This is a genomic window from Mycobacterium lacus, assembly GCF_010731535.1.
In the GTDB taxonomy this organism is placed as follows: domain Bacteria; phylum Actinomycetota; class Actinomycetes; order Mycobacteriales; family Mycobacteriaceae; genus Mycobacterium; species Mycobacterium lacus.
This window is the reverse complement of the sequence record NZ_AP022581.1, coordinates 4,854,938-4,879,495: the sequence shown is the minus strand read 5'-3', so window position 1 is coordinate 4,879,495 and position 24,558 is coordinate 4,854,938. Positions and strand designations below refer to the sequence as shown.

General features: G+C 68.1%; 25 protein-coding genes and 2 pseudogenes. 7 read left to right on the top strand and 20 right to left on the bottom strand.

All coding sequences use genetic code 11. The annotated features are described in order from the left end of the window. Nucleotides 1-44: 44 nt before the first annotated feature. Both G6N24_RS22570 and G6N24_RS22565 read left to right on the top strand, forming a co-directional pair. Nucleotides 45-1,028 carry an RDD family protein gene (locus tag G6N24_RS22570; RefSeq protein WP_085158965.1) on the top strand — a complete coding sequence of 328 codons (984 nt, stop codon included), beginning with the start codon at nt 45-47 and terminating at the stop codon, nt 1,026-1,028. Nucleotides 1,029-1,126: 98 nt separating this feature from the next. After that, entirely contained in the window at nt 1,127-1,825 is a 699-nt protein-coding gene (locus G6N24_RS22565; protein ID WP_085158963.1) for a PadR family transcriptional regulator, read from the top strand. Between the two features lie 14 nt (nt 1,826-1,839). Here the strand turns inward: G6N24_RS22565 and glpK are convergent, their stop codons facing one another. The 3 genes from glpK to G6N24_RS22550 form a co-directional block, all read right to left on the bottom strand. Next, the gene (glpK, locus tag G6N24_RS22560) at nt 1,840-3,306 is read right to left on the bottom strand and encodes a glycerol kinase GlpK (RefSeq protein ID WP_232070844.1); all 1,467 of its coding nucleotides are present in this window, start codon (nt 3,304-3,306) and stop codon (nt 1,840-1,842) included. A gap of 93 nt (nt 3,307-3,399) precedes the next feature. Then, nucleotides 3,400-3,837, bottom strand: a complete 438-nt coding sequence (locus tag G6N24_RS22555; protein WP_085158959.1) for a type II toxin-antitoxin system VapC family toxin — start codon at nt 3,835-3,837, stop codon at nt 3,400-3,402. Next, the gene (locus G6N24_RS22550) at nt 3,834-4,058 is read right to left on the bottom strand and encodes an antitoxin (RefSeq protein ID WP_085158957.1); all 225 of its coding nucleotides are present in this window, start codon (nt 4,056-4,058) and stop codon (nt 3,834-3,836) included. Before G6N24_RS22550 ends, G6N24_RS22555 begins: the two co-directional genes overlap by 4 nt. Before the next feature lie 90 nt (nt 4,059-4,148). Between G6N24_RS22550 and G6N24_RS22545 the strand changes: the two genes are divergently transcribed. Next, entirely contained in the window at nt 4,149-5,618 is a 1,470-nt protein-coding gene (locus tag G6N24_RS22545) for a glutamate--cysteine ligase (RefSeq protein WP_085158955.1), read from the top strand. 35 nt (nt 5,619-5,653) lie between these two features. Here G6N24_RS22545 and G6N24_RS22540 read toward each other — a convergent pair whose 3' ends face one another. From G6N24_RS22540 to G6N24_RS22485, 14 genes and pseudogenes are all read right to left on the bottom strand, one after another. Next, nucleotides 5,654-6,067, bottom strand: a complete 414-nt coding sequence (locus tag G6N24_RS22540) for a type II toxin-antitoxin system VapC family toxin (RefSeq protein ID WP_085158952.1) — start codon at nt 6,065-6,067, stop codon at nt 5,654-5,656. Continuing rightward, complete coding sequence (locus G6N24_RS22535; protein ID WP_085158950.1) at nt 6,064-6,333, bottom strand: hypothetical protein; 270 nt, start codon at nt 6,331-6,333, stop codon at nt 6,064-6,066. Before G6N24_RS22535 ends, G6N24_RS22540 begins: the two co-directional genes overlap by 4 nt. A gap of 47 nt (nt 6,334-6,380) precedes the next feature. Further along, entirely contained in the window at nt 6,381-7,526 is a 1,146-nt protein-coding gene (gene egtE / locus G6N24_RS22530; RefSeq protein WP_085158948.1) for an ergothioneine biosynthesis PLP-dependent enzyme EgtE, read from the bottom strand. A gap of 1 nt (nt 7,527) precedes the next feature. Next, a pseudogene (locus G6N24_RS26005) lies at nt 7,528-7,627 on the bottom strand (hypothetical protein); the annotation flags it as partial. Next, nucleotides 7,624-8,589: an L-histidine N(alpha)-methyltransferase gene (gene egtD / locus G6N24_RS22525; RefSeq protein ID WP_085159007.1), complete on the bottom strand. Its 966-nt coding sequence runs from the start codon at nt 8,587-8,589 to the stop codon at nt 7,624-7,626. The pseudogene G6N24_RS26005 and the gene egtD, both read right to left, overlap by 4 nt. After that, entirely contained in the window at nt 8,589-9,296 is a 708-nt protein-coding gene (gene egtC / locus G6N24_RS22520) for an ergothioneine biosynthesis protein EgtC (protein ID WP_085159011.1), read from the bottom strand. Before egtC ends, egtD begins: the two co-directional genes overlap by 1 nt. After that, nucleotides 9,296-10,573 (bottom strand): ergothioneine biosynthesis protein EgtB, encoded by a 1,278-nt coding sequence (gene egtB / locus G6N24_RS22515; RefSeq protein ID WP_085159009.1) that lies wholly within the window; start codon nt 10,571-10,573, stop codon nt 9,296-9,298. The genes egtC and egtB overlap by 1 nt, the downstream gene beginning before the upstream one ends. Continuing rightward, on the bottom strand, nt 10,570-11,868 hold the full coding sequence (gene egtA / locus G6N24_RS22510; protein WP_085158946.1) for an ergothioneine biosynthesis glutamate--cysteine ligase EgtA: 1,299 nt from the start codon (nt 11,866-11,868) through the stop codon (nt 10,570-10,572). The genes egtB and egtA overlap by 4 nt, the downstream gene beginning before the upstream one ends. A 144-nt stretch (nt 11,869-12,012) precedes the next feature. Continuing rightward, nucleotides 12,013-12,654: a sensor domain-containing protein gene (locus G6N24_RS22505; protein ID WP_085158943.1), complete on the bottom strand. Its 642-nt coding sequence runs from the start codon at nt 12,652-12,654 to the stop codon at nt 12,013-12,015. Nucleotides 12,655-12,799: 145 nt separating this feature from the next. After that, nucleotides 12,800-13,246, bottom strand: a complete 447-nt coding sequence (locus tag G6N24_RS25230; protein ID WP_085158941.1) for a hypothetical protein — start codon at nt 13,244-13,246, stop codon at nt 12,800-12,802. Between the two features lie 114 nt (nt 13,247-13,360). Next, on the bottom strand, nt 13,361-13,708 hold the full coding sequence (locus G6N24_RS22500) for a hypothetical protein (protein ID WP_085158939.1): 348 nt from the start codon (nt 13,706-13,708) through the stop codon (nt 13,361-13,363). Between the two features lie 72 nt (nt 13,709-13,780). Further along, entirely contained in the window at nt 13,781-14,908 is a 1,128-nt protein-coding gene (locus G6N24_RS22495; RefSeq protein WP_372514593.1) for a DUF4185 domain-containing protein, read from the bottom strand. After that, a complete protein-coding gene (locus G6N24_RS22490) occupies nt 14,905-15,939 on the bottom strand; it encodes an aspartate-semialdehyde dehydrogenase (protein WP_085158926.1) in 1,035 nt (344 codons plus the stop codon). The genes G6N24_RS22495 and G6N24_RS22490 overlap by 4 nt, the downstream gene beginning before the upstream one ends. Further along, entirely contained in the window at nt 15,940-17,205 is a 1,266-nt protein-coding gene (locus tag G6N24_RS22485) for an aspartate kinase (protein ID WP_085158924.1), read from the bottom strand. A gap of 228 nt (nt 17,206-17,433) precedes the next feature. Between G6N24_RS22485 and leuA the strand changes: the two genes are divergently transcribed. Then, nucleotides 17,434-19,470 carry a 2-isopropylmalate synthase gene (gene leuA, locus G6N24_RS22480; RefSeq protein ID WP_163745611.1) on the top strand — a complete coding sequence of 679 codons (2,037 nt, stop codon included), beginning with the start codon at nt 17,434-17,436 and terminating at the stop codon, nt 19,468-19,470. A 50-nt stretch (nt 19,471-19,520) separates the two neighbouring features. After that, nucleotides 19,521-19,658, top strand: a pseudogene (locus G6N24_RS26000) (DUF4190 domain-containing protein); the annotation flags it as partial. 153 nt (nt 19,659-19,811) lie between these two features. Here the strand turns inward: G6N24_RS26000 and G6N24_RS22470 are convergent. Then, the gene (locus tag G6N24_RS22470; protein ID WP_085159005.1) at nt 19,812-20,798 is read right to left on the bottom strand and encodes a DEDDh family exonuclease; all 987 of its coding nucleotides are present in this window, start codon (nt 20,796-20,798) and stop codon (nt 19,812-19,814) included. A gap of 263 nt (nt 20,799-21,061) precedes the next feature. On the opposite strand from G6N24_RS22470, the gene G6N24_RS22465 reads away from it, so the two are divergent. Beyond that, nucleotides 21,062-22,303: a Mur ligase family protein gene (locus G6N24_RS22465; protein ID WP_085158918.1), complete on the top strand. Its 1,242-nt coding sequence runs from the start codon at nt 21,062-21,064 to the stop codon at nt 22,301-22,303. Next, nucleotides 22,296-23,000, top strand: a complete 705-nt coding sequence (locus tag G6N24_RS22460; protein ID WP_085158916.1) for a type 1 glutamine amidotransferase — start codon at nt 22,296-22,298, stop codon at nt 22,998-23,000. Before G6N24_RS22465 ends, G6N24_RS22460 begins: the two co-directional genes overlap by 8 nt. Here the strand turns inward: G6N24_RS22460 and G6N24_RS22455 are convergent. Together G6N24_RS22455 and recR are read right to left on the bottom strand one after the other, a co-directional pair. Continuing rightward, nucleotides 22,997-23,875 carry a hypothetical protein gene (locus G6N24_RS22455; RefSeq protein WP_139822295.1) on the bottom strand — a complete coding sequence of 293 codons (879 nt, stop codon included), beginning with the start codon at nt 23,873-23,875 and terminating at the stop codon, nt 22,997-22,999. The two genes, G6N24_RS22460 and G6N24_RS22455, sit on opposite strands and share 4 nt — an antisense overlap. Nucleotides 23,876-23,938: 63 nt before the next feature. Further along, nucleotides 23,939-24,550, bottom strand: a complete 612-nt coding sequence (gene recR, locus G6N24_RS22450; RefSeq protein ID WP_085158912.1) for a recombination mediator RecR — start codon at nt 24,548-24,550, stop codon at nt 23,939-23,941. Between the last annotated feature and the right edge of the window lie 8 nt (nt 24,551-24,558).

Here is a 24,558-nt window from a genome sequence, read left to right as displayed (position 1 = left end):
GCGCAGCCTAGCCCCGCGGCCTAAAACCTGTACCGTTCCCTGGTATGCCGGAGGTGGTGACCGGGGACGCCGTGGTCCTCGACGTGCAGATCGCGCAGTTGCCCGTGCGGGCGGTCGGCGCGCTGATCGATATCACGGTGATTTTCATCGGCTACATCTTGGGGCTGATGCTGTGGGCGGCCACCCTGACCGAGTTCGACGACGCGCTGACCGCCGCCTTCCTGATCATCTTCACGGTGCTGGCGATCGTCGGGTATCCGCTCGTGTTCGAAACCGCGACGCGGGGCCGGTCGATAGGCAAGATCGTGATGGGTCTGCGAGTGGTGTCCGACGACGGCGGTCCGGAACGGTTCCGGCAGGCCCTATTTCGCGCCCTGGCGTCGGTGGTGGAGATCTGGATGCTGTTCGGCAGCCCCGCCGTGATCTGCAGCATGTTGTCGCCGAAGGCCAAACGCATCGGCGACATCTTCGCCGGCACTGTCGTGATCAGCGAACGCGGTCCGCGTCTGGGCCCGCCACCGGCAATGCCGCCGTCGCTGGCCTGGTGGGCTTCGTCGCTGCAGCTGTCCGGACTATCCGCCGGCCAGGCCGAGGTCGCACGCCAATTCCTTTCCCGGGCACACCAACTCGATCCGCAGTTACGCGCACAGATGGCCTACCGGATCGCCGGCGAAGTGGTCTCTCACATCGCACCCCCGCCCCCGCCCGGCGTCCCGCCACAGCTGGTACTTGCCGCCGTGCTTGCCGAACGACACCGGCGCGAACTGGCACGGCTGCGCCCAACCCCGCAGACGCCGCCGACCGCACCGGCGCCGTGGCCGCAGGCCGCACCGGCGCCGTGGCCACCGGCCGCCGGGCCCATGCCCATGCCGCACCAGCCCTGGCCTCAGTACGGGCCTCAGTACGGGCCGGGCGGACCGCCCGCCGCCTGGCCCCCGCCAGCGCAGGCCGTCCCCTGGCCGGAGGCACCCGAGCCCGGGCAGGGGTTGTTGGGGCCCGGCAGCGGCGGATTCTCACCGCCGCACTAACGACCCGTAACGGGTGCGCGACCCAACGTTGCATGGCGTTCGTTTGCGATATATCGTGATGTATCGGATTAGTCAAACCGGCACGAGGACAAACAGACATGCACAACCTGACCCCTCCGGGCGGACCCTTTGCCCACCGCCCAGGATTCGGCTTCGGGCCCGGCCCGGCACAACGGCGGATGCTGCATGACGCCCGCCGCCAGGCCCGCCGGGAGTTTCGTGAACACCTGCGCGACCACGCCGGCGGCCACGACGGCCCATTCGGTTTCGGCACCGGTCTTGGCGCCGACTTCGGTCCGGGGTTCGGCTTCGGCTTCGTTGGCGGCCCGCGCGGGCAGTGGCGTCGTGGCGGACCGCGCCGCGGACGACGCGGTGACGTGCGTGCTGCCATTCTGGCGCTGCTGACCGAACGGCCGATGCACGGCTACGAGATAATCCAGCAGATCGCCGAACGCAGCAACGGAATCTGGCGGCCCAGCCCCGGCTCGGTGTACCCGACGCTGCAGCTGCTCGACGACGAAGGCCTGATCACCGCCAGCGAAACCGACGGCAACAAAAGGCTTTTCGAGCTGACCGGCGACGGGCGCGCCGCAGCGGAAAAGATCGAGTCCCCGCCGTGGAACGAGATCGCCGAGGGCGTCGACCCCGGTCATATCAACCTGCGCACGGCCGTCGTCGCGCTATTGGGCGCGGTCGTGCAATCCGCGCACGCGGCCAGCGCCGAACAGCAGCAGCGCATCGTCGAGATTCTCAACAACGCACGCCGCGAGATCTACGGCATCCTCGGCGAGGACTGAGGCGTCGACGCGAGCTAAGACACGTCGACCCAGTCCAATGTCCGCTGCACCGCCTTGCGCCAGCCCCCATATCCTGCGGCACGCTGCTCGGCGTCCCAGGTGGGCGTCCAGCGCTTGTCCTCCTGCCAGTTTGCCCGCAGGTCGGACGGGTCGGCCCAGAACCCCACTGCCAGACCCGCCGCGTAGGCGGCGCCCAGGGCGGTGGTCTCGGCGACCACCGGCCGCACCACGTCCACGCCCAGCACGTCGGCCTGAATCTGCATGCATAGGTCGTTCCCGGTGACACCGCCGTCGACCTTCAAGACCTCAAGGCGCACACCGGAATCCGCCTCCATCGCGTCGACCACGTCGCGACTCTGGTAACAGATCGCCTCCAGCGTCGCGCGAGCCAGGTGGGCGTTGTTGCTGAACCGCGACAGCCCCACGATCGCGCCGCGGGCATCGGATCGCCAGTACGGGGCGAACAGCCCGGAAAACGCCGGCACGAAGTAGACCCCGCCGTTGTCGGCGACCTGACGGGCCAGCGACTCGCTTTGCGCGGCGCCGCTGATGATGCCCAGCTGATCGCGTAGCCACTGCACGGCCGAGCCGGTGACCGCGATCGAACCCTCAAGCGCGTACACGGGTTTGGCGTCCCCGAATTGATAACAGACGGTGGTCAGCAGCCCATTCTTGGACCGCACGATCGCCTCACCGGTGTTCAGCAGCAGGAAATTGCCGGTGCCATAGGTGTTTTTCGCCTCCCCCGCGGCCAGGCAGACCTGACCGACCATCGCCGCATGCTGATCGCCGAGCACCCCGGTGATCGGCACCTCGCCGCCGACCGGCCCGGTATCCAGGGTGACCCCGTAGGGCTGGGTCGGCGACGACGGCGCGATCGTCGGCAACATCGCGCGGGGGATGGAGAAGAACGACAACAGCTCCTCGTCCCAGTCCAGCGTCTCCAGATCCATCAGCATCGTCCGGCTGGCGTTGGTCACATCGGTGACGTGCGCGCCACCCCGCGGGCCGCCGGTCAGGTTCCACAACACCCAGGTGTCCGGCGTGCCGAACAGGGCATCGCCGCTTTCAGCGGCCGCACGCACCCCGTCGATGTTCTCCAAGATCCACTGCAGCTTTCCGCCGGAAAAATAGGTCGCCGGCGGCAGGCCCGCCTTGCGGCGGATCACATCGCCGCGGCCGTCCCGGTCCAGCGCCGACGCGATGCGGTCGGTGCGGGTGTCCTGCCAGACGATCGCGTTGTAGTACGGTCTGCCGGTCCGCCTGTTCCATACCAACGTGGTCTCACGCTGATTCGTAATTCCCAGCGCCACAATATCTTTCGGCGACAAGTTGGTGGCGTTCAGCACGGTTGTCAGCACCGATGCGGTGCGCTCCCAGATCTCGACCGGATTGTGCTCTACCCAGCCGGCGCGGGGCAGGATCTGCTCGTGCTCGAGCTGGTGGCGGGCCACCTCGGCGCCGTTGTGATCGAAAATCATGCAGCGGGTGCTGGTGGTGCCCTGGTCGATGGCGGCTACGAATTCGGCCAACTGCACTCCTAGGGATATCGGAAATTGGATGACCCGCACCGGTCAGCCGGCGAAGGGATCGCGGACCGTGATCCCCTCGAACTTACGGAAGTCGCGGTCGTGGCTCCAGATCGTGGAGATGCCGTGCTGGCCCATGAGCGCGACGAGGTGGGCCGCGGGGACGAGATTGCCTCGCGGCTTGACCGTGCCGGCTACGCGCCGATAGACGGGCCAAAATCCGTCGGCCTCACCGACCTGCCGCACGTGCGGTCGTGAGGTGAATTGCTCGATGTTTTCGGCGGCGACGCCGGGTGCCAACGGCGCATCCAGCAATGCCGGATGGGTAACAATCCGTAGGTAGCCCAACGCGACTGGCCACAACAGGTATACGAGGCCGGGCCCAGCCAGGAATCGCTCGACGAGCGCCTTCGCCTTGTCGTGGAATGGGCTGGCTCGGTGGGTCGCATAAACCAGGATGTTGACGTCGAAGGTTTCGCTCACCCCTGATCCAAGATCGCCCAGACAGCGTCCTTGTCGTCAAGATCCACGCGAGGCCGCAAGTCGGCCGTCGCCCAGCGGATGTCAACGTTTGGGGAGGGCTCGGCGGCGAGTGCTTGCGCAAGCAGCTCGGAGACGAGCTGCCCCAACGTTTTGCGTTCCTCGCGCTGTCGGCGTTTCAACGTCCGCAGTATGTCGTCGTCGAGGTCGATCGTGGTCCGCATACATCAGATGCTAGCTCACAGTGCATCTGATGCGAAGGGTGTTGGCCTGGCTAGTTGCGCTGCCAACGGTAAACCTGTTGCATCGGCATTGTGGGCGAAGAGGTCCAGCGCACCACGTATAGCCGCGCGCAACGGCGGGAATACCGGCGCAAGGTGCGGCTGTGTGTGGACGTCTTCGAGAGGATGCTCACGCAGTCCAGCTTCGATTTCGACCGGCCGCTCAGCGGCATGGAGATCGAATGCAACCTCGTCGACGCCGACTACCAGCCCGCCATGTCAAATCGCTTCGTGCTGGACGCCATCGCCGACCCGGCCTACCAGACCGAATTGGGCGCCTACAACATCGAATTCAATGTGCCGCCCCGGCCCCTACCCGGACACACCGGGCTGGACCTGGAGGCCGAGGTGCGCGCCAGCCTCAACGACGCCGAGGCCAAGGCCAACTCCGCATGCGCGCACATCGTGATGATCGGCATCCTGCCCACGCTGATGCCCGAACACCTGGCCGAGGGCTGGATGAGCGACTCGAAGCGGTACGCGGCCCTGAACGCCTCGATCTCCACCGCCCGCGGCGAGGACATCCCGATCAATATCTCCGGACCGGAGCCGCTGAGCTGGCGAGCCGCATCCATCGCACCCGAATCCGCTTGCACCAGCATGCAATTGCATTTGCAGGTTGCTCCGGCGGATTTCGCGGCCAACTGGAACGCGGCTCAGATGCTGGCCGGCCCGCAGCTGGCGCTGGGCGCGAACTCGCCCTACTTCTTCGGCCACCAGCTGTGGGCCGAAACCCGCATCGAACTGTTCGCCCAGTCCACCGACCCGCGTCCCGAGGAGCTCAAGACCCGGGGCGTGCGACCCCGGGTTTGGTTCGGCGAGCGTTGGATCGCCTCGATCCTGGACCTGTTCAAAGAGAACATCCGTTACTTCCCCTCCCTGCTGCCCGAGGTTTCCGACGAGGACCCCCTCGCCGAGCTGGCCGCCGGACGCGTCCCTCACCTGTCCGAATTGCGCCTACACAACGGCACGGTCTACCGGTGGAATCGGCCGGTATACGACGTTGTCGACGGGCGGCCGCACCTGCGGCTGGAGAACCGGGTGCTGCCGGCCGGTCCGACCGTGGTGGACATGCTGGCGAATTCGGCCTTCTACTACGGCGCGCTGCGCACTTTGTCCGAGGACGAGCGGCCGCCGTGGACCAGGATGAGTTTTGCTGCGGCACAAGCCAATTTCCTGGCGGCGGCGCGGCATGGCATGGATGCGCGGCTGGATTGGCCGGGCCTCGGCGAGGCGACGACGCAGGAATTGGTGCTCGGCACGCTGCTGCCGATGGCTGACGAGGGATTGCGGCGATGGGGGGTCGACGCCGAAGTGCGCGACCGGTTTCTGAGCGTCATCCAGGACCGCGCCAGCACCGGCCGCAACGGCGCGCGCTGGCAGGTGTCCACCGTGCGGGCGCTGGAAGACGGCGGGATGACCCGGCGCGCGGCGCTGGCCGAGATGCTGCGACAGTACTGCGAGCACATGCATGCCAACGAGCCGGTGCATACCTGGGATTAAGGCGGCGCGTCCGGGGCGATGGATTGGGACGGTGCCTACCGGCAGCAGGGCATCTTCGAGGGTTCCCGGCTAGCAACGACCAATCCGAGATCGGCGGCTCGAGCGGCGAGTTTGTCGTCGAAAGTGGCGACCGCCGCGTTGTGTTGCTCCGCGGTGTAGAGAACGCAGCAATCCGGCATCTTGAGCGCGGTGATGGCGCGCAGCTCGCCCAACCGAAGCGCAGCGCCGGCAGGAAGGCCCAGACTGTCGATCTGCAGCTGCGCGAGGAGCCGGCGGAGCCGATCGGCTCGTCCGGCCCGCGCGGCACCGGCGTAGACCTCAGCGAGCGTGATGACGCTAGCGGCAAACAACTCGGACGAATGAGCCCTCAGCAGTGCGGTGGCATCGGCGTGGTGGGCATCGGCGGGTTCGAAATGGCCGATCAACACGCTGGCGTCGAGGACGATCACTCGGGCCAGTCCCCACGCAGCTCCCGTAAGTAATCGGGCCCAAAGACACCGGCCAAGGCGCCGGCAGTCGCTTCGACTGCTTGGCGTCGGGCCTTGTCGGTCGCAGCATGATCGTCAGCAAGGGTGTTTCGGCCGAGCAGAATGAGCCGACGCAACAGTGCGGCAGGCTTATCCGCCTGATCCGGCCAGGTTCTGCGCGCAATCTCCAGCGCGTAGCTGATGTCGTCGGTTTCTGTGATGGCGTAGCGCCGGCGGATCGTCGGCATGGCAAGAGTGTAACACCGATCGTATTGGTGTTACACCTGGTGGCCGGCTACGACGACGCGGTCGCGGCCTCCAGCGCCTCGGCGAAGGCCGCCAGGTCGTCGGACGTGGTGTCGGCGTGCGGCGAGATCCGCAGCACCGGGGCACTCAACTCCAGCGGGGCCCGTTGCACCCCGGCACACGTGATCACGATCCGGCGCTCGGCGAGCAGCCACGCCCGCACCGCCTGCGGGTCGGCACCATCGACCGCAGCCAGGGTGGTGATCGCGCTCGGCTCGTCGACCTCCTCGACCACCCGCCAGCCGGGTACGTCGGCCAGCATGGTCCGGGTGACACTGCCCAGCTCGGCCAGGCGCGCCCGCACGAGCTCCGGCCCGCACTCCAAATGCTCCCCCAGGGCCACCGAAAACCCCACTCGCGCAGCGACATTGGCTTCGCCAAACTCGAGTTGCCGGGCCGTCGGCGGCGCCGGTGCCGCCCACGCCGGCGACGCCAGCCGCGGACGTAGCCGCTGCATCAGTTCCGGACGCACCGCCAGCGCGCCGACACCGCGCGGCCCGGCGATCCATTTCCGCGACGACGCATAGGTGACGTCCGCGCCCGCGACGCAGTCCACGTGTCCCAGCCCCTGTGCGGCGTCGACAACCAGCGGCAATCCGAGCTCGCGGCAGAGTTGGGCCATCATGGCCAGCGGTTGCACGACACCGCGGTGGCTGGCCACGACGGTCAGGTGGACCAGGTCAGGCGGGTCGGACTCCAGGGCGTAGGCCGCATCGTCGAGCGCCACCCTGCCGTCCTCGAGGGTCGGCAGGGTGCGCACGTCGAATCCGTGAGCGGCCATCACGGCCAGGTTGGGGCCGTATTCGCCGGGCAGGCAGGCCAGCGTCCGGTTTTCCGCCGGCCAGCTACCGAGCAGCAGATCCAACGCGTGCAGCGAGCCGGTGGTGAACACCACCTCGGCGTCGAGCATGCCGCTCAGCGCGGCGACCGCGGCCCGCCCGGCGTCGAGCACGGGCGCGGCGGCCTCGGCCGCGACGTAACCGCCCACCTCGGCCTCGTGCAGCGCGTGCCGGGCGGCGGCGTCGAGCGCCCCGAAACTCTGACGAGAGCAGGCCGCACTGTCGAGGTGCAGCCCGGCGACCGGCGGACGGGCCGCCCGCCACCGGTGGGCCAGCGTGTCGCCGGCGCGGCTCATTGGCGCCGCTCTCCCCCGCAAGCGGGTGGTACCCCCACCTCATCACTTCGTCCCCCGCAAGCGGGTGGTGCCCCCACTGCATCGTCGCCGGCGCGGCTCACTTGACGGCCAGGGACAGCCCAAAGTCACCGGCGTCGTCCGTCCACCACCGGATGCGGCGCAGGCCCGCCCCGGCCAGCTCGGCGCCGACCCCGCCCGGGCGGAACTTGCACGACACCTCGGTGAGCATCTCTTCACCGGCCGCGAAGTCGACGGCCAGGCCCAGCGCCCCCACCAGCACACGCTGGCCGCGGTCGGCCCGCAGCCACATCTCGATCCGCTCCTCCTCGGCATTCCAGCGGGCCACGTGCCGGTAGGCCTCGACGTCGAAGTCGGCATCGAGTTCCCGGTTGATCACCGCGAGCACGTTGCGATTGAACAGGGCCGTTACCCCTGCGGCGTCGTCGTAGGCACGCACCAGGCGCCCGGCGTCCTTGACCAGGTCGGTGCCCAGCAGCAAGCTGTCCCCCGGCCGCATCACCGCGGCCAGCGTCGCGAGAAACTCCGTACGAGGCGCGGGCGTGAGGTTGCCGATCGTGGACCCCAGGAACACGAACAGCCGCCGCCCACCACCGGGAATCTCGGTCAGATGCTCCTCGAAATCGCCGCAGACAGCGTGGATTTCGACGCCCTCGTATTCGCGCTGGACGGCGCTCGCGGTCGCCGACAGCATGCCGGCGTCGACGTCGAACGGAACGAACCTGCGCAGCGATCCACGGTCACGCAGCGCGTCTAAGAGCATCCTGGTCTTCTCCGAGGTCCCGCTGCCCAGTTCGACCAGGGTGTCGGCATCGCACGCCGATGCGACCTCGGCTGACCGGGCGCGCAGGATTTCGGCCTCGGCACGGGTCGGGTAGTACTCGGGCAACCGGGTGATCTGATCGAACAGCTCACTGCCCACCGAATCGTAGAACCATTTGGGCGGCAACGACTTCGGCGTTTTCTGTAGCCCTTCGAACACGTCGCGTCGCAACGCGTGATACGCCGAGTCCTGCGCCAGATGGTTGGAGAGCGACAGCGTCATCAGCATCCTTTCGGGGGGCCAAGGCGGTCCAAACGGGTCAACGTGACACGATCCCCGACGACCTCCACCAGGTGGCGGTCCGGCACGTCTGCCCAGTCCGGGTCGTCGTCGTAGGGTTCGCTGGCCAGCACCACTCCGTCGGCGCGCCGCAAGATCGACAACGTGTCCCCCCAGGTAGTGGCCACCATACGAGAACCATTGGCCGCCAGGATATTCAATCGTGCAATGGGGTCGGCCGCCCCGATCTCGACGATCGTGTCGCCCAGCGCGTCCATCCCGCGAGCGAAGATGGCCGCCGCGAGTATCGCGCTGTCGCAAACCGATTCGGCCGACGAACGCAGCGGCAACACGGCGCGGTCGACGACACCGTTGTGCGACAACAGCCAGTGACCGTCGGTGAACGGCGCACTCGCGCTGGCTTCGATCGGCATGCCGACCGTCGCCGAGCGCACCGCCGCCACCACACAGTGGCTGCGCAGGGCCGGCGCCACCGAGGCAAACGACAGGTCGCCCCAGAGCGGCGCCGAGCTGCGCCAGCGCCGGGGCACCCCGCCGTCGAAAAAGCCCACGCCCCAACCGTCGGCGTTCAGCAGGCCGTGCTTTTGCCGGCGCGGAGCATAGGACTGCGCCAGCAGGCCCCGTGGCGGATCGAGCACCAGCGAGGCGACCGTGACATCGGCCCCGAGCCAACCCAGGTGACGGCACATCAGGCGTCCCACGCCAACCGGACGCCGGAGAAGATCTGGCGGCGGTAGGGGTGGTCCCAGTTGCGGAAGCTGGGCCGCAGGATCGCGCTCTCCACCGCCCACGATCCACCACGCAGCACCCGATAGTCGCCGTCGAAGAATGGCCGCGAATAACGCTCGTAGATCATCGGGACGAACCCGGGCCAGGGCCGCAGCGGCGAGCTGGTCCACTCCCAGACATCGCCCAGCATCTGCTCTACGCCGTAGGCCGAAGCACCACCCGGGTACGCGCCGACCGGCGCCGGGCGCAGCGCCGCGCCACCGAGGTTGGCCACGGCCTCCGACGGCTCTGAGGCTCCCCACGGGTAGCGGCGCCGGGAGTTGGTCGCCGGATCCCATGCGCAGGCCTTCTCCCATTCCGCCTCGGTCGGCAACCGGGCGCCGGCCCAGGCCGCGTAGGCCTCGGCCTCGAAGTAGGTGACGTGCTGCACCGGCTCGTCGGCGGGAATGTCTTCGACGTAGCCGAAGCGGGTGCGCGTCTGCCCGTCCGGATTCCAGAACTGCGGCGCGGTAAGCCCGGCGCGCTGGCGATGCTGCCAGCCGCGCGTGGACCACCACCGCGGCTGGGTGTAGCCCCCGTCGTCGATGAAATGTCGCCATTCACCATTGGTGACCGGAACCCGGCCAATGCGGTAGGCCGGCACATCGACGATGTGGGCGGGACGCTCGTTGTCCAGCGAGTACGGCTCACTCGCGGCGTCCACGCCGAGCACGAACGGGCCGGCGGGCACCAACACCGCCGTCCCGGCCAGCGCCGGCCGGCCCGCGGGCAGGGCGGCCCGTTCCCGCAACAGCGGCGGGCCGGGGCGCAGGTTCAACGCCTGCAGCATCGTTTCGTCGTGCTGATTCTCGTGGCTGATCACCAAACCGAACGCGAAGTCGCTGGCGTCCACCGGAAGGGCGTCGAGGGCATCCAGCACGGCGGACCGCACCGTCCGGCAATAGGACCGCGCCCGCTCCGGGGACAGCAGCGGCAAATCGACACGACTGGCGCGGGGGTGTTCGAAGGCGTCGTAGAGGCCCTCGACCGCCGGCGACAGCATCCCGGGCCGGGCCGGGTCGCCGTCGCGCAGCAGCCACAACTCTTCCTGCTGACCGATGTGCGCCAGGTCCCACACCAGCGGGCTCATCAACGGGTCGTACTGGCGACAAAGCTCGGCATCGTCGAACTCGACCAGCCGCAACGTGCGCGCCCGGGCCCGCGCGAGGCCGTCGGCGAGCCTTTCCCGGCTAGTCACGGCCACCCTTGCGCCAACCGCGCGACCACCGGCGCGAGGCCGTGCTCGATCACTCGGTCGGAAAAATCGTCCGCCGGACACCGGCCCTGTTCGACGCCGCCGATCAACCGCTGCATCGAGTCGCTGAGCTCCGGCGGTGCCCGCCGCGCGGCGACGGCCACACACCGGTTGGCCGCCGCGTATAGCCGCCGGTCGCTCAGGCCGACCCGGGCGGCGGTGTCCCACGCGGTGGCCACCGGCTCGACGGCGTCGGCGGCGAGGTCGGCCGCGGCCGGGTCGTCGAGCAGCGTCACCAGGGTGAACAGCACGGCGGGCCAGACGTCGTCGGGCACGCTGTCCAGGTAGCGGATCTCGAGCCACCGCCGCGGGCGCACCGGCGGAAACAGGGTGGTGAGGTGGTACTGCAGGTCGGCGACGGTGGGCCGGCGACCGCCGAGCCGGACCACGCCGTCCACCCAATCGGCGAAGGGCACGTAATGGGTGACCGCAAAAGTGTCGTCGGCGTCCGGGCTTCGCACCATCATCACCGGGGCCTTCAGCGCGTAGCGCGCCCAGTCGGTGCCGGGGTCGTCGCCGCTGGCCCCCAGGATGGGCCCGCACCGCGCGGAGTCCATCTGACCCCACACCCGCTGGCGGCTGGACACCCAACCGGAGAATCGACCGCTCAGCATCGGGGAGTTGGCCGCGATCGCGATCATCGTCGGCCCCAGGGCGTGCGCCAGCCGCACCCGCGACGCCCACCCGTCCTGCGGCCCGGCGTCCAGATTGACCTGGATCGAGGCGGTCGATGTCATCATCGCCGCACCCGCTGCCCCGCTGTGGCTGGCGGCGAAGAACCGTTCCATGGCGCGATACCGCGCGCCCGGGTTGACCCGCATCGGCGAGCGCAGCGGGTCGGCTCCCAGGAAAACCAACCCCAGCCCGGCCTCGGCGAAGGCCGACCGCAGTACCTGCTGATCGCGGGTCATCGCCTCAACGGCGGGCAGTACGCCGACGACCGGTGGGCCGGACAGTTCCACGGCGCCGCCGGGCTCCACGGTGACCACACTGCCGCCCGGCATCGGGCTCAGCCACTCCAGAACGGCGGTGATTTCGTCCCAGCTCGGCCTGCGAAACGGATCGGCCGGGTCGTAACAGTGCGCCTCCAGCTCCAGGCCGACGCGCCCCAGCGGGCCGTCGTCGAGGCAGGTATCCGCGATGTACTCCGCGGCCACCGACGAACTCGTCATCTCGACGTCGGCCGGGCAAGCGCCATCCAACCGCGAGGCCGCCGCGGCGATGGCGCCGAACGTCATATCACGATCCCTCCGGGCCCGGAGCGCGCGTCGCAGACCCTCGTTGTCGCAGCTAGGAGAACCTTAGCCGCCACCACTTCAGCTACCAGACCGCCCCGACATATTCCTTGCACGGGTTAGCTGTTTACCCAAATTAGGCCGCGGCTACTGGCCCAGTGCGTTCTGCATTGCTCCGGCCAGCACATTGACCGCGGGGCCGGCGTTGCCAGATTGGCAGACCTTGGCTTGGAGCAACACATTTTCGCGCAGCCGGGTTTGATCGAAGCAGCGACGATCGGTGCCCGCTTCTTGCTTGACCCACACCATGTCGCCGCCGGTGGCGCCCTCGCCGGCGAACGACCACACCTGGGTGATTCCGTTGTCCAAGTGCATCGCGGTGGTCTGTCCCGAGCAACCCACGGTCCGGTCCACGACCCGGTGGAAGGCCCGGTCGGCGGCGTCGTTGGTGGCGAAAACCCCGACCGCCTGCTTGACGTAGTGGGTTTGGTCAGTGGCCGACGTCTGCGTGGTGGCTCCGTTGAACGACGCCAGGTCGGGGTCGTTGTACACCTCGGGCAGGCCGATGTCCGCCCAGTTGTTGCACGCCGGAAGCTCGACCCAGAACTCCTGGATCGGCTGGGTGAACACCGACTCCCACCCCATCGGTCCGCCGACGATGTTGCCCACGGACCCCTTGCCGAGGACCGCGTAGGAAACCACTCCCGGATCCGACGGGTGAGCCTGCGCGACGGGGACAGCCAACGCTGCGCCGACGGCCACACTCACCGCCGCGGTGGCGATCCGCATGAGGGTTAGACCTGGACGTCGACGTCGACGTCGCCCCGGGTCGCTGACCTCGCCTGGCCGCCCCCAGTGGCAGTGGATTCGTTGGTGTAAACGACTTCAACGGTCATGGGTGTCGATCATGCCAGGCGCGGCGCCGGGCTAACCCCTATGGGCGACCCGGCGGATTACTGGGTGTGATGGTCGGACCGGTAGGCGACGGAACCTGCGTCGGACCACCCGGACCACCGGGACCACCGGGAGGCGGCGGGCCGAGCGGCCCGGGGAAAGGCGGAGGTGGGCCCAGGGGAGGAGGACCGCCCGGTCCGGGGAACCGGAATTGCCAGCCCCCGGGTCCCGGCGGCTGGCCACCGGGTCCGTCGCGCCAGAAGATGCCGTGGTGGTGACGGGGATGATGCCCGCGCCAGTGGTATGGCCCGAGGATTATGGCGGTGGTGAAGAAGATGGTCGTCACGATGAAAACGATCCCGGCGACGATCACTACCCACGCCGCGACCGCGTAAAGCCTCGGCGGCTTCTCCCTGGACGGTGGCGGAGGTGGCGGAGCGGTGGCGACAGGAGGCGCTGGAAGCGAGGGTTCGGGTGTTTCGCTCATGTCTTGAATATCGCGCAGGCCTGCAAAGACCGTAAGGGGTTAGGCCCACAAAATTCCTATGAATTGGTGGCCCGGCGCGCGAGCGAACACCGGGCCACTGACTGACCCGTACCGCTACGGCGTCCTAGGGGCGCTCGTCGCGGTCGGGGCGACCGTCGACGGCACCTGGGCAGGCCCCGCCGGTGCGCCGGGATTCGCCGCCGCGGGGCCGCCGTTCGGGGCTCCCGGACGCATGAGGATCGCGTGGTGCTTGTGGTGACCGTGGTGGCACCCACCGTGCCCGGCATGCCTGCCGAGGGCGAAGCCGGTGAAGAAGATGACCGAGACAATGAACACGATCCCGGCGACGATGGCGACCCACGCCGCGGCCCGGAAGACCCAGGGGCCCTGGTGTGACGTCCCGCCGTCGGCGGGAGCCGGTGGTGTTGCGGTAGCAATTGGGGTTTCAGGAGCTTCACTCATGAGACACATGATGCGGGGGTAAACAATAGGCAGGGCTATGCGCCAGTTATGTAGCGGCTGTGAGCTCAGGCGCTAGTCCGGCTTGAACGGGTTGACCGCGAACTGGATCACCCGGTAGGGCGCGCTGGCACGCGGATCGATGTTATTCCACTGGCTGACGAAGATCCGCAACTCATCGAGGGTGGAGCCGGGCGAGATGTACCCACCGTAGGGTTGGGCGAGCCGATTGTCGTACGGGGGCGGCAGGCTTTCCGGCGGTTCCGGCCACTCGTCGTGTTGCACCACCGTGGTCACCGGCGCGTCACCCAGGAACCTCGGGTCGGTGGCCACCCGAACCTCCATGTCGCCGGTGCTGGCGTTGAAATACGACAGCACCGCCCTGCCGTCGATCTGCCTGATGCACATCTCGCCGATCTGGTCGGGCCACAGCGGTGTCGGTGGCTTGTTCCACCCGCCGTTGGGTCCCGACGCCCAGCCCTGCCACCGCGACCGGTCCGTGAACGCTTCCGGCGTGGCGCGGTACAACACGACTGATTGATTGCGGGTGAAGCTGTTGGCCACGATGTACACCCACCCGGTCTGCGAATCGGGGGTGGGGATCGGGTCGTAGTACCCGCTGATCTGCGTCTGATGGCCGCCCTGGTAGGAGGCGTCGCGCCGCGATCCCGGGACCGTTTGCCAGCCGCCGTGCACCGGTTCGGCAATCACCAGCCGCGAGTTCTGCGGCTCCAGGTCTTTCGTCGTCGCCACCATCAGATAGTTGCGACGGTTGATCTGCACCACCCCGGCGGGCAGCTGCGAATCCCCCGGCGGCGTGGGATCGGCCAGCAACGGCTTGGTCACGCCGGTGACACCCGTGTAGCGCACCCCGTCGGGGTCGTCGACCGACGCGGTGTCGACGTGCAGCGCGATCGGCGAGTACCAGCCACCGAACCCGACCCCCTGACCGGCGAAGCTGTCCCCACAGACTTGCAACAGTTGGGTGGGGAACTCGACGAATTCACACAGATCGGTGGCGCCGATGCCGTAATCCCTGGTGGGGGTGCCGGTGCCGGCCGTCGGACCGATCCGCACCACCTGTCCGGGTGCCAACGGCTGCAGGATCGGCTCCGGCGCGGGCGCGGGCGGATCGGCGTGTGCGATCCAAACAGCTTGCGAAGCAACCAAACACAACAACACCGCGGTATACCCGCGAATCACAATTCAGAAGCCAGCAACTCGGCGATTTGGATCGTGTTCAGCGCCGCCCCTTTGCGCAGGTTGTCCCCCGAAACGAACAGCGCCAAACCACGCCCGTCCGGTACGCCCGGATCCTGTCGGATGCGGCCGACCAGTGATTCGTCGATGCCGGCGGCCGCCAGCGGTGTCGGTACCTCGACCAGCCTCACGCCGGGGGCGCCGTCGAGAAGTTCACGGGCCCGCCCGGGCGAGAGCGGGTGGGCGAATTCGGCGTTGATCGACAGCGAGTGGCCGGTGAACACCGGAACCCGCACACAGGTACCGCTAACCAGCAAGTCCGGAATGCCGAGGATCTTGCGGCTTTCGGAGCGCAGTTTCTGATCCTCGTCGGTCTCCCCGGAGTCGTCGTCCACCAGCGATCCGGCCAGCGGCACCACGTTGAACGCGATCGGCGCGACGTATTTGGTTGGCGCCGGGAAATCTAGGGCGCCGCCGTCATGCACCAGCCGTTCGGCGTCGTCAATGACCGCGCGCGCCTGGGTCGCCAGTTCGTCCACCCCGGCCAGCCCGCTGCCAGACACCGCCTGGTAGGTCGACACGACGATGCGCACCAGCTGCGCTTCGTCGTGCAGCACCTTGAGCACCGGCATCGCGGCCATCGTGGTGCAGTTCGGGTTGGCAATGATGCCCTTGGGCCGACGGTGCGCGTCGCGCCGGTAGTTGACCTCCGAGACCACCAGCGGAACGTCGGGATCCTTGCGCCACGCCGACGAGTTGTCGATCACCGTGACCCCGGCGGCGGCGAACCGCGGCGCCTGCACGCGCGACATCGCCGCGCCGGCCGAGAACAACGCGATGTCCAGCCCGCTCGGGTCGGCGGTTTCGGCGTCCTCGACCTCGATCTCTTGGCCGCGGAAGGCCAGCTTGCGGCCCTGGGAGCGGGCGGAGGCGAAGAACCGGACCGTCGTCGCCGGGAAGTCGCGCTCGTCGAGCAGCGTGCGCATCACCTGGCCCACCTGGCCGGTGGCCCCTACCACCCCGATAGCAACCATCTAGCGTCCCGTCCCCGCATACACGGTGGCCTGTTCCTCGCCGCCCAGACCGAACGCCTCATGCAACGCGACAACGGCCTTGTCTAGTTCGGTGTCCCGGCACAGCACCGAGATCCGGATCTCGGAGGTGGAGATCAGCTCGATGTTGACCCCGACCGCGGCCAGCGCCTCGCAGAACGTCGCCGTGACGCCGGGGTGACTGCGCATGCCCGCCCCGATGAGCGACACCTTGCCGATGTGGTCGTCGTAGAGCAGCTGGGTGAACCCGATCTCGTCCTTGAGCGAATCCAGCTTGGCCACCGCGGTGGGCCCGCTGTCGCGGGAGCAGGTGAAGGTGATGTCGGTCTTGCCGTCCTCAACCTTGGAGACGTTCTGCAGCACCATGTCGATGTTCACGTCGGCGTCGGCGACGGCCCGGAACACCTTGGCCGCGTACCCGGGGATGTCGGGCAGCCCGACAATCGTCACCTTGGCCTCGCTGCGGTCGTGCGCGACTCCGGTCAGGATGGGGTCTTCCATGGGTATGTCCTTGATCGATCCGACGACGACGGTGCCCACCTTGTCCGAGTACGACGACCGGACGTGCACCGGAATGTTATGCCGCCGTGCGTATTCCACGCAGCGCAGCATCAGCACCTTGGCGCCGCAGGCCGCCATTTCGAGCATCTCCTCGAACGTCACCGTGTCGAGCTTGCGGGCGTTGTGCACGATCCTCGGGTCGGCGCTGAAGATGCCGTCCACGTCGGTGTAGATCTCGCAGACGTCGGCGCCCAGCGCCGCGGCCAAGGCGACGGCCGTGGTGTCCGAGCCACCACGGCCCAGCGTGGTGACGTCCCGGGTGTCCTGGCTGACCCCTTGGAATCCGGCGACCAGAACGATCCGGCCTTCGGCGAGCGCGGTTTGCAGCCGTCCCGGCGTGACGTTGATGATCTTCGCGTTGCCGTGGGTGCCGGTGGTGATCACACCGGCTTGCGAACCGGTGAACGACCGGGCTTGCGCGCCCAGCGATTCGATCGCCATGGCCACCAACGCATTGGAGATGCGCTCCCCGGCGGTCAGCAGCATGTCGAGTTCCCGGGGCGGCGGGGCCGGGCATACCTGCTGAGCCAGGTCCAGCAGGTCGTCGGTGGTGTCGCCCATCGCCGAGACCACCACAACGACGTCATTTCCCTGCTTCTTGGTCTCGACGATGCGCTCGGCGACGCGGCGGATCCGGTCAGCGTCGGCTACCGAAGATCCGCCGTACTTCTGCACGACGAGCGCCACTGTTTTCCTGCCTGCCCTTTGCGAGCTGGGGTATAAGTCCACAACAGGATACGTGCCGGCGCATCTTGATTAACGTCGCGCTGCTGGCCTGCGGTAGAGTTCTTCAACGTGCAGCGGGTGCTCCTCCTCGGACGCCGCGACGGGGTCTGATCCGGACCGGCTTCCCGTCGCGGGTCGTTCGCGATGCGCCGGTCCGAGGTTTCCTTCTTACATCCCGGAGCAACTACCGTGACTATCTCTGATTTGCCCGACGCCTATCAGTCAGCGCGCACCATCGTGAAACCCGCCGGCCCACCGCGGCCCGGCCAGCCCGTCTGGAACCCTCAACGGAGTTCCTCCATGCCGATCAACCGGTACCGGCCGTTCGCGGAGGAGGTTGAGCCCATCCGGCTGGCCGACCGCACCTGGCCCGACCGTGTCATCAGTAGCGCCCCACTGTGGTGCGCGGTGGATCTGCGCGACGGCAACCAGGCGCTGATCGACCCGATGAGCCCAGCCCGCAAGCGCCGCATGTTCGACCTGCTGGTGCGCATGGGCTACAAGGAGATCGAGGTCGGGTTCCCGTCGGCCAGCCAGACCGACTTCGACTTCGTTCGCGAGATCATCGAGCAGGGCGCAATTCCCGACGATGTCACCATCCAGGTGCTGACCCAGTGCCGTCCCGAGCTGATCGAGCGCACCTTCGAGGCGTGCGAGGGTGCGGCGAAGGCGATCGTGCACTTCTACAACTCGACGTCAATCCTGCAGCGCCGCGTGGTCTTTCGCGCCGACCGCGCCGCCGTGCAGGCGATCGCGACCGACGGGGCCCGAAAGTGCGTCGAGGAGGCGGCCAAGTACCCGGGCACGCAGTGGCGGTTCGAGTACTCGCCGGAGTCCTACACCGGCACCGAGCTGGAATACGCCAAGCAGGTGTGCGACGCCGTCGGCGAAATCATCCAACCGACGCCGAACAACCCGATAATCTTCAACCTGCCCGCTACCGTCGAGATGGCGACCCCCAACGTCTACGCCGACTCGATCGAGTGGATGAGCCGCAACCTGGCCAACCGGGAGTCGGTCATCCTGAGCCTGCATCCACACAACGACCGCGGAACTGCCGTTGCCGCAGCCGAATTGGGCTTCCAGGCCGGAGCGGACCGGATCGAGGGCTGCCTGTTCGGCAACGGCGAACGCACCGGCAACGTGTGCCTGGTGACGCTGGGACTGAACCTGTTCTCCCGCGGCGTGGACCCACAGATCGACTTCTCCAACATCGACGAGATCCGCCGCACGGTGGAGTACTGCAACCAGCTGCCTGTGCACGAGCGTCACCCCTACGGCGGGGACCTGGTCTACACCGCGTTCTCGGGCAGCCATCAGGATGCCATCAACAAGGGCCTGGACCAGATGAAGTTCGACGCCGACGCCGCGGACTCCGATGTCGAGGACATGCTGTGGCAGGTGCCATACCTGCCGATCGATCCGCGCGATGTCGGCCGCACCTACGAGGCGGTGATCCGCGTCAACTCGCAGTCCGGCAAGGGCGGGGTGGCCTACATCATGAAGGCCGACCATGGCCTGGTCCTGCCGCGTCGGCTGCAGATCGAGTTTTCCCAGGTGATCCAGAAGATCACCGAAGGTGAGGGCGGCGAGATCTCGCCCAAGGAGATGTGGGAGGCGTTCTCCGAGGAGTACCTGGCCCCGGTGCTGCCGTTGGAGCGCATGAAGCAGCATGTGGATGCCTCCGACGAGGACGGCGGCACGACCAGCATCACGGCGACCGTCAAGGTCAACGGGGTGGAGACCGAGATCAGCGGCTCCGGCAACGGCCCGTTGGCCGCGTTCGTCCATGCCCTGGGCAGCGTCGGGTTCCACGTAGCGGTCCTCGATTACTCCGAGCACGCGATGAGCGCCGGCGACGACGCCCAGGCGGCGGCCTACGTGGAGGCTTCGGTGACGATCGCGAGCGCGGCGGAGCCGGGCGAAGCGGGTCGTCACCCATCAGGCCCGGTGACGATCGCGAGCGCGGCGGAGCCGGGCGAAGCGGGTCGTCACCCATCAGGCCCGGTGACGATCGCGAGCGCGGCGGAGCCGGGCGAAGCGGGTCGTCACCCATCAGGCCCGGTGACGATCGCGAGCGCGGCGGAGCCGGGCGAAGCGGGTCGTCACCCATCAGGCCCGGTGACCGGTCGCACGGTGTGGGGCGTCGGCATTGCACCGTCGATCACCACCGCGTCACTGCGCGCCGTGGTGTCGGCCGTCAACCGGGCATGCAATGGCCAGTGAAGGGCCGGTCCTGAGGCTACCCTTCGGCGCCGCCTCCTGCGCGTAACGGTTTGCGCATCGGGTCGCTGGTACTCGGGCTCATCGCGCTGCCGCTTTCCTGGGTACCCTTCGGCGGTCTCATCCTCGGCGTATGCGCCGTCGCGACCGGAGTTGCTGCACGGCGACGGATAAAGCGGGGACAAGCCACCGGTGGCGGCGCCGCGATTGCGGGCATCGTGCTCGGCACCCTGACGATCGTGATCGGCAGCGTGATCACAATATTCCTGCTGTATCAGATCTTCAGGTATCAGGGGTGCACGTCGCATGCCACCGACCGCTACCAAGACAGCCGGTGCCGACCGTCAAAACAACGCGAGCTGGTGTTCTACGGTGACGCTGGTGAATTCGTCCATGCTGGTGCCGCCGACGACGTTCCCGACACAGCGTATGAACTGCGTGTCGGAAATCACCGGCACTCCCAGTTGCAGGGCGTGATAGCCCTTGCCCTGCTCGGGGGCGCCCTCGTTGCAGATCACCAAGGAGGTCTCATGGTCGACGACCTCGCTGTAAGCCAGCCCGGCGTGCAGGATCCGCTCGACGAGTTCCTCGTGGGTCCGTCCCACTTCGGCGGCCAACGCCACTCGCATGCCCTGGACCAGCGGCCTGCCAACGACATACCGGCCCGGGTTGAGGTACGGGCACGGCATGCGGGATGCCAACACCTTTAGGGGGCGGAGCTCGTCGTGGGTCACCCGGCCGTTCGGCCATCGGCGCCGGGTGACCGGATGTACCGGCAGCCATACGTCGAGTTCGCGTGCCCTCTCCAGCGCGGGTGCCAGGATCCCCGTCAACACCCGTGCGTCGTCGAACGCGTCGTGCGGCCGTTCCTGGGTCACGCCCCAGTACGCGGCGAGCGTCTCCAACCGCAGATTGTCGATGCCAAGCTCTAGCCGCCGGGCCAGCTCGACCGTGCACATGACGGTGTCGACGGGAAGTTCGGCTTCAGCGATCTCCGCCTCCGCGGCCAGGAACGCATAGTCGAACGCGACATTGTGCGCCACCAGCGTGCGGCCCCGCAGCACCTCGGCCACGTCGCGGACGATGTCGGCGAATTGCGGCTGATCTTCGAGCATGGCGGCCGTCAGACCGTGCACATGGGTGGGGCCGGGGTCCACTCCGGGATTGAGCAGGCTTACCACCGACTGCTCGATCCGGCCGGCGGCGTCGAGGCCGAGCACGGCAAGGCTGACGATCCGCGCCTGACCCGGGCGAAAGCCCGAGGTCTCGACGTCGATCACCGCCCAACCCTCGTCCGGGTGCCTAGCGGGCCGTCCCCAGATGTGGCTCACAGCATGAGGATGGCACGGCCGACCGACATTACCGGCTCGGCCGCGGGTCGTGTCGTGCTTGCGATCGCCCTTAGACCGGATGAGGGCGACCCGGCGCGCCCGGCAAAAAGCGCCGAGCTTGCGATCGCCCTTAGACCGGATGAGGGCGGCCCGCCGCGCCCGGCAAAAAGCGCCGTGCTTGCGATCGCCCTTAGACCGGATGAGGGCGACCCGCCGCGCCCGGCAAAAAGCGCCGAGCTTGCGATCGCCCTTAGACTGCGCGGGTGGTCACCACCCGTGCACGTCTGGCCCTTGCCGCCGGGGCGAGCGCGCGATGGGCGTCGCGCGTCACCGGACGCGGGGCCGGGGCGATGATCGGCGGCCTGGTCGCGATGACCCTGGACCGCTCCATTCTGCGTCAGCTCGGGGCGGGCCGGCGCACGGTCGTTGTCACCGGCACCAACGGCAAGTCAACGACCACCCGGATGACCGCGGCCGCATTGGGCACCTTGGGAGCCGTAGCCACCAACGCCGAGGGCGCCAACATGGACGCCGGCCTGGTGGCCGCGCTGGCCGCTGACCGCGAGGCCAGCCTGGCGGTGCTGGAAGTCGACGAGATGCACGTGCCGCACGTTGCAGATGCCCTCGCGCCCAGCGTCATCGTGCTGCTCAACCTGTCGCGCGATCAGCTGGACCGTGTCGGGGAGATCAACGTGATCGAGCGCACGCTGCGCGCCGGCTTGGCCCGGCACCCCGACGCGGTGATCGTCGCCAACTGCGACGACGTGCTGATGACCTCGGCCGCCTACGACAGCCCGAACGTGGTGTGGGTGGCCGCGGGTGGCGCCTGGTCGGGTGACTCGGTCAGCTGCCCGCGCAGCGGCGAGGTCATCGTCCGCGACCAGGGCCACTGGTATTCCACCGGCGCCGACTTCAAGCGGCCCAGCCCGCACTGGTTGTTCGACTCTGACACCCTCTACGGCCCCGGCGGGCTGGCCCTGCCGATGCGGCTGTCGCTGCCCGGCTCGGTGAACCGTGGCAACGCCGCTCAGGCCGTCGCCGCAGCCGTCGCGGTGGGCGCCGATCCGGCTTTGGCCGTCTCTGCCGTCTCCGGGGTCGACGAAGTCGCCGGGCGCTACCGGACGGTCCGCCTCGGTGCGCACCAAGCGCGGATACTGCTGGCCAAGAACCCGGCCGGCTGGCAGGAAGCACTGTCGATGGTGGACAAGCACGCGGCCGGCGTGGTCATCTCGGTCAACGGGCAGGTGCCCGACGGCGAGGACCTGTCGTGGCTGTGGGACGTGCGTTTCGAGCACTTCGAACAGACCGCCTTGGACAGGCCCCTAGTGGCCGCTGGCGAACGCGGCACGGATCTTGCGGTCCGCCTCGGATATGCCGGTGTGCGGCACACCCTGGTGCACGACACCATGGCGGCCATCGCATCCTGCCCACCCGGGCGGGTGGAGGTCGTCGCCAACTACACCGCATTCCTGCAGCTGCAACGGGCGTTGGCGCGGCATGGCTGAATCGACCGTGCGGATCGGGCTGGTCCTGCCCGACGTGATGGGCACCTACGGCGACAGCGGTAACGCCCTGGTGCTCCGCCAGCGGCTGCTGCTGCGGGGTATCGCCGCCGAGATTGTCGAGATCACGCTGACCGATCCGGTGCCGGACTCGTTGGACCTCTACACGCTCGGCGGCGCGGAAGACTACGCACAGCGGCTGGCCACGAGGCACCTCCTGCGCTACCCGGGCCTACAGCGCGCGGCGACCAGGGGTGCTCCCGTGCTGGCGATCTGTGCGGCTATCCAGGTGCTCGGTCACTGGTACGAGACATCGTCAGGGGAACGGGTTGACGGTGTGGGCCTGCTCGATGTGACCACCTCGCCGCAAGATGCGCGCACCATCGGCGAGCTGGTCAGCAAGCCGCTGCTGGCCGATCTGACGCAGCCGTTGACCGGTTTCGAAAACCACCGCGGCGGCACCGTCCTCGGCTCGGCGGCGTCACCGCTGGGCGCGCTGGTCAAGGGCGCGGGTAACCGGGCGGGCGACGGGATCGACGGCGCGGTCGCGGGCAACGTGGTCGCGACCTACATGCACGGGCCGTGTCTGGCGCGCAATCCGGAACTCGCCGATCTGTTGCTGAGCCGGGTGGTGGGTTCGCTGGCGCCGCTCGAGCTGCCCGAGGTAGACCTGTTGCGCCGCGAGCGGCTTCGGGCCTAGGCCCGCCATCCCCTTGCCAGCAGCGCGTCACGCGCACGGGTCACTATCTCGTCGGACCTATCCTCCGCGATCACCCGGACGATGATCCAGCCCAGCTCAGCGAGCTTGCGCAGCCGCCGCTGGTCTCGGACATACCGGTAGCGGTCGGAGCGGTGTTGGTCGCCGTCATACTCGGCCGCCACCTTGTATGCCTCCCAGCCCATATCGAGCACGCCAACCAGTCGCCAGTTCGCATGCACCGGTATCTGCGTCTCCGGAACCGGCAGGCCGGCGTCGATCAACAACAGCCGCAGCCAGGTCTCTTTGGGTGATGCCGCGCCGGCGTCGACAAGGGGCAACACGGCCCGCAGCCGCCGGATACCACGCGCGCCCGCATGCCGCTTGAACAGCAGCAACACATCCTCGATGGAAAACGGGGTCGCCCGCATCAGCGCATCGAGCCTGGCCACAGCCTGCCCGCGCGCCAGATGCCGCCCGAGGTCATACGCGGTCCGCGCCGGCGTGGTGACCGGCAGGCCGGCGACACGGGTGATCTCATCGTCGGCCACTGTCTCGTCACGAGCAACAAGTCCCCGTGGCGGCCTGGTGTTGCCCCAGATCAACTCGATCGGCACGTCGTCGTCGACCCACTGCGCGCCATGCAACGCAGACGCGGCGATACCGGCGATGACACCTCGTCGCCCGGAGCGCAACCACGCTCCTTCAATCCTGTCGCGAAGTGATGGTTCGTAACCTTTCCGGACAAAGACGTCACGAAAGATCGCCTGGTGCCGTCGGCGCAACTCGTATTCGGTGAGCCGGCCCTGCGCCAGCGCTTCACTGCCAAGAAAGACCTCTCGCACGCCGCTAGGCTGGCACCAACCACCGACAGGAATTCGAGCCTGTAGTTAGCGCGGAGAAGTGCGAGTAGCGAGCACGCTAACCACAGGCTCGGCGAATCAGGCGAGCACGCGACGGCCGATGAGCGCGCGGCCGAGCGTCAGCTCGTCGGCGAACTCCAGGTCGCCGCCCATCGGCAGACCGGACGCGATCCGCGTCACAGTCAGGCCGGGGATGTCGCGCAGCATCCGCACCAGGTAGGTGGCCGTCGCCTCGCCCTCGGTATTGGGGTCGGTGGCGATGATCACCTCGGTGATGTCCACGTCGTCGACCCGCTCACCGATGCGACTCAACAGCTCACGGATCCGTAGCTGATCGGGACCAACTCCAGACAGTGGGTCAAGCGCCCCGCCCAGGACGTGATAGCGGCCCCGAAATTCGCGGGTGCGCTCGACGGCCTGGACATCCTTCGGCTCCTCGACGACGCACACCTGCGAGCCGTCCCGGCGCGGATCGGCGCAGATCCGGCAGCGCTCTTCATCGGAGACGTTGCCGCATACGGCGCAGAACCGCACGCCGTCACGAACCTTCGCCAGCACCGCGGTCAGCCGGTCGATCTCCGGCGGTTCGACCGACAACAGATGAAAGGCAATACGCTGCGCGCTCTTGGGGCCGATACCCGGTAGCTTGCCGAGTTCGTCGATCAAATCCTGAACGGGTCCCTCAAACATGTCGGTAC

Bases quoted from the DNA above. Each gene is read 5' to 3' on its own strand.
- G6N24_RS22570 (WP_085158965.1), top strand. From the start codon at position 45: ATGCCGGAGGTGGTGACCGGGGACGCCGTGGTCCTCGACGTGCAGATC.
- G6N24_RS22565 (WP_085158963.1), top strand. From the start codon at position 1,127: ATGCACAACCTGACCCCTCCGGGCGGACCCTTTGCCCACCGCCCAGGA.
- glpK (WP_232070844.1), bottom strand. From the start codon at position 3,306: ATGATTTTCGATCACAACGGCGCCGAGGTGGCCCGCCACCAGCTCGAG.
- G6N24_RS22550 (WP_085158957.1), bottom strand. From the start codon at position 4,058: ATGCGGACCACGATCGACCTCGACGACGACATACTGCGGACGTTGAAA.
- G6N24_RS22535 (WP_085158950.1), bottom strand. From the start codon at position 6,333: ATGCCGACGATCCGCCGGCGCTACGCCATCACAGAAACCGACGACATC.
- egtE (WP_085158948.1), bottom strand. From the start codon at position 7,526: ATGAGCCGCGCCGGCGACACGCTGGCCCACCGGTGGCGGGCGGCCCGT.
- egtD (WP_085159007.1), bottom strand. From the start codon at position 8,589: ATGACGCTGTCGCTCTCCAACCATCTGGCGCAGGACTCGGCGTATCAC.
- egtC (WP_085159011.1), bottom strand. From the start codon at position 9,296: ATGTGCCGTCACCTGGGTTGGCTCGGGGCCGATGTCACGGTCGCCTCG.
- egtA (WP_085158946.1), bottom strand. From the start codon at position 11,868: ATGACGTTCGGCGCCATCGCCGCGGCGGCCTCGCGGTTGGATGGCGCT.
- G6N24_RS22505 (WP_085158943.1), bottom strand. From the start codon at position 12,654: ATGCGGATCGCCACCGCGGCGGTGAGTGTGGCCGTCGGCGCAGCGTTG.
- G6N24_RS25230 (WP_085158941.1), bottom strand. From the start codon at position 13,246: ATGAGCGAAACACCCGAACCCTCGCTTCCAGCGCCTCCTGTCGCCACC.
- G6N24_RS22500 (WP_085158939.1), bottom strand. From the start codon at position 13,708: ATGAGTGAAGCTCCTGAAACCCCAATTGCTACCGCAACACCACCGGCT.
- G6N24_RS22490 (WP_085158926.1), bottom strand. From the start codon at position 15,939: ATGGTTGCTATCGGGGTGGTAGGGGCCACCGGCCAGGTGGGCCAGGTG.
- G6N24_RS22460 (WP_085158916.1), top strand. From the start codon at position 22,296: ATGGCTGAATCGACCGTGCGGATCGGGCTGGTCCTGCCCGACGTGATG.
- recR (WP_085158912.1), bottom strand. From the start codon at position 24,550: ATGTTTGAGGGACCCGTTCAGGATTTGATCGACGAACTCGGCAAGCTA.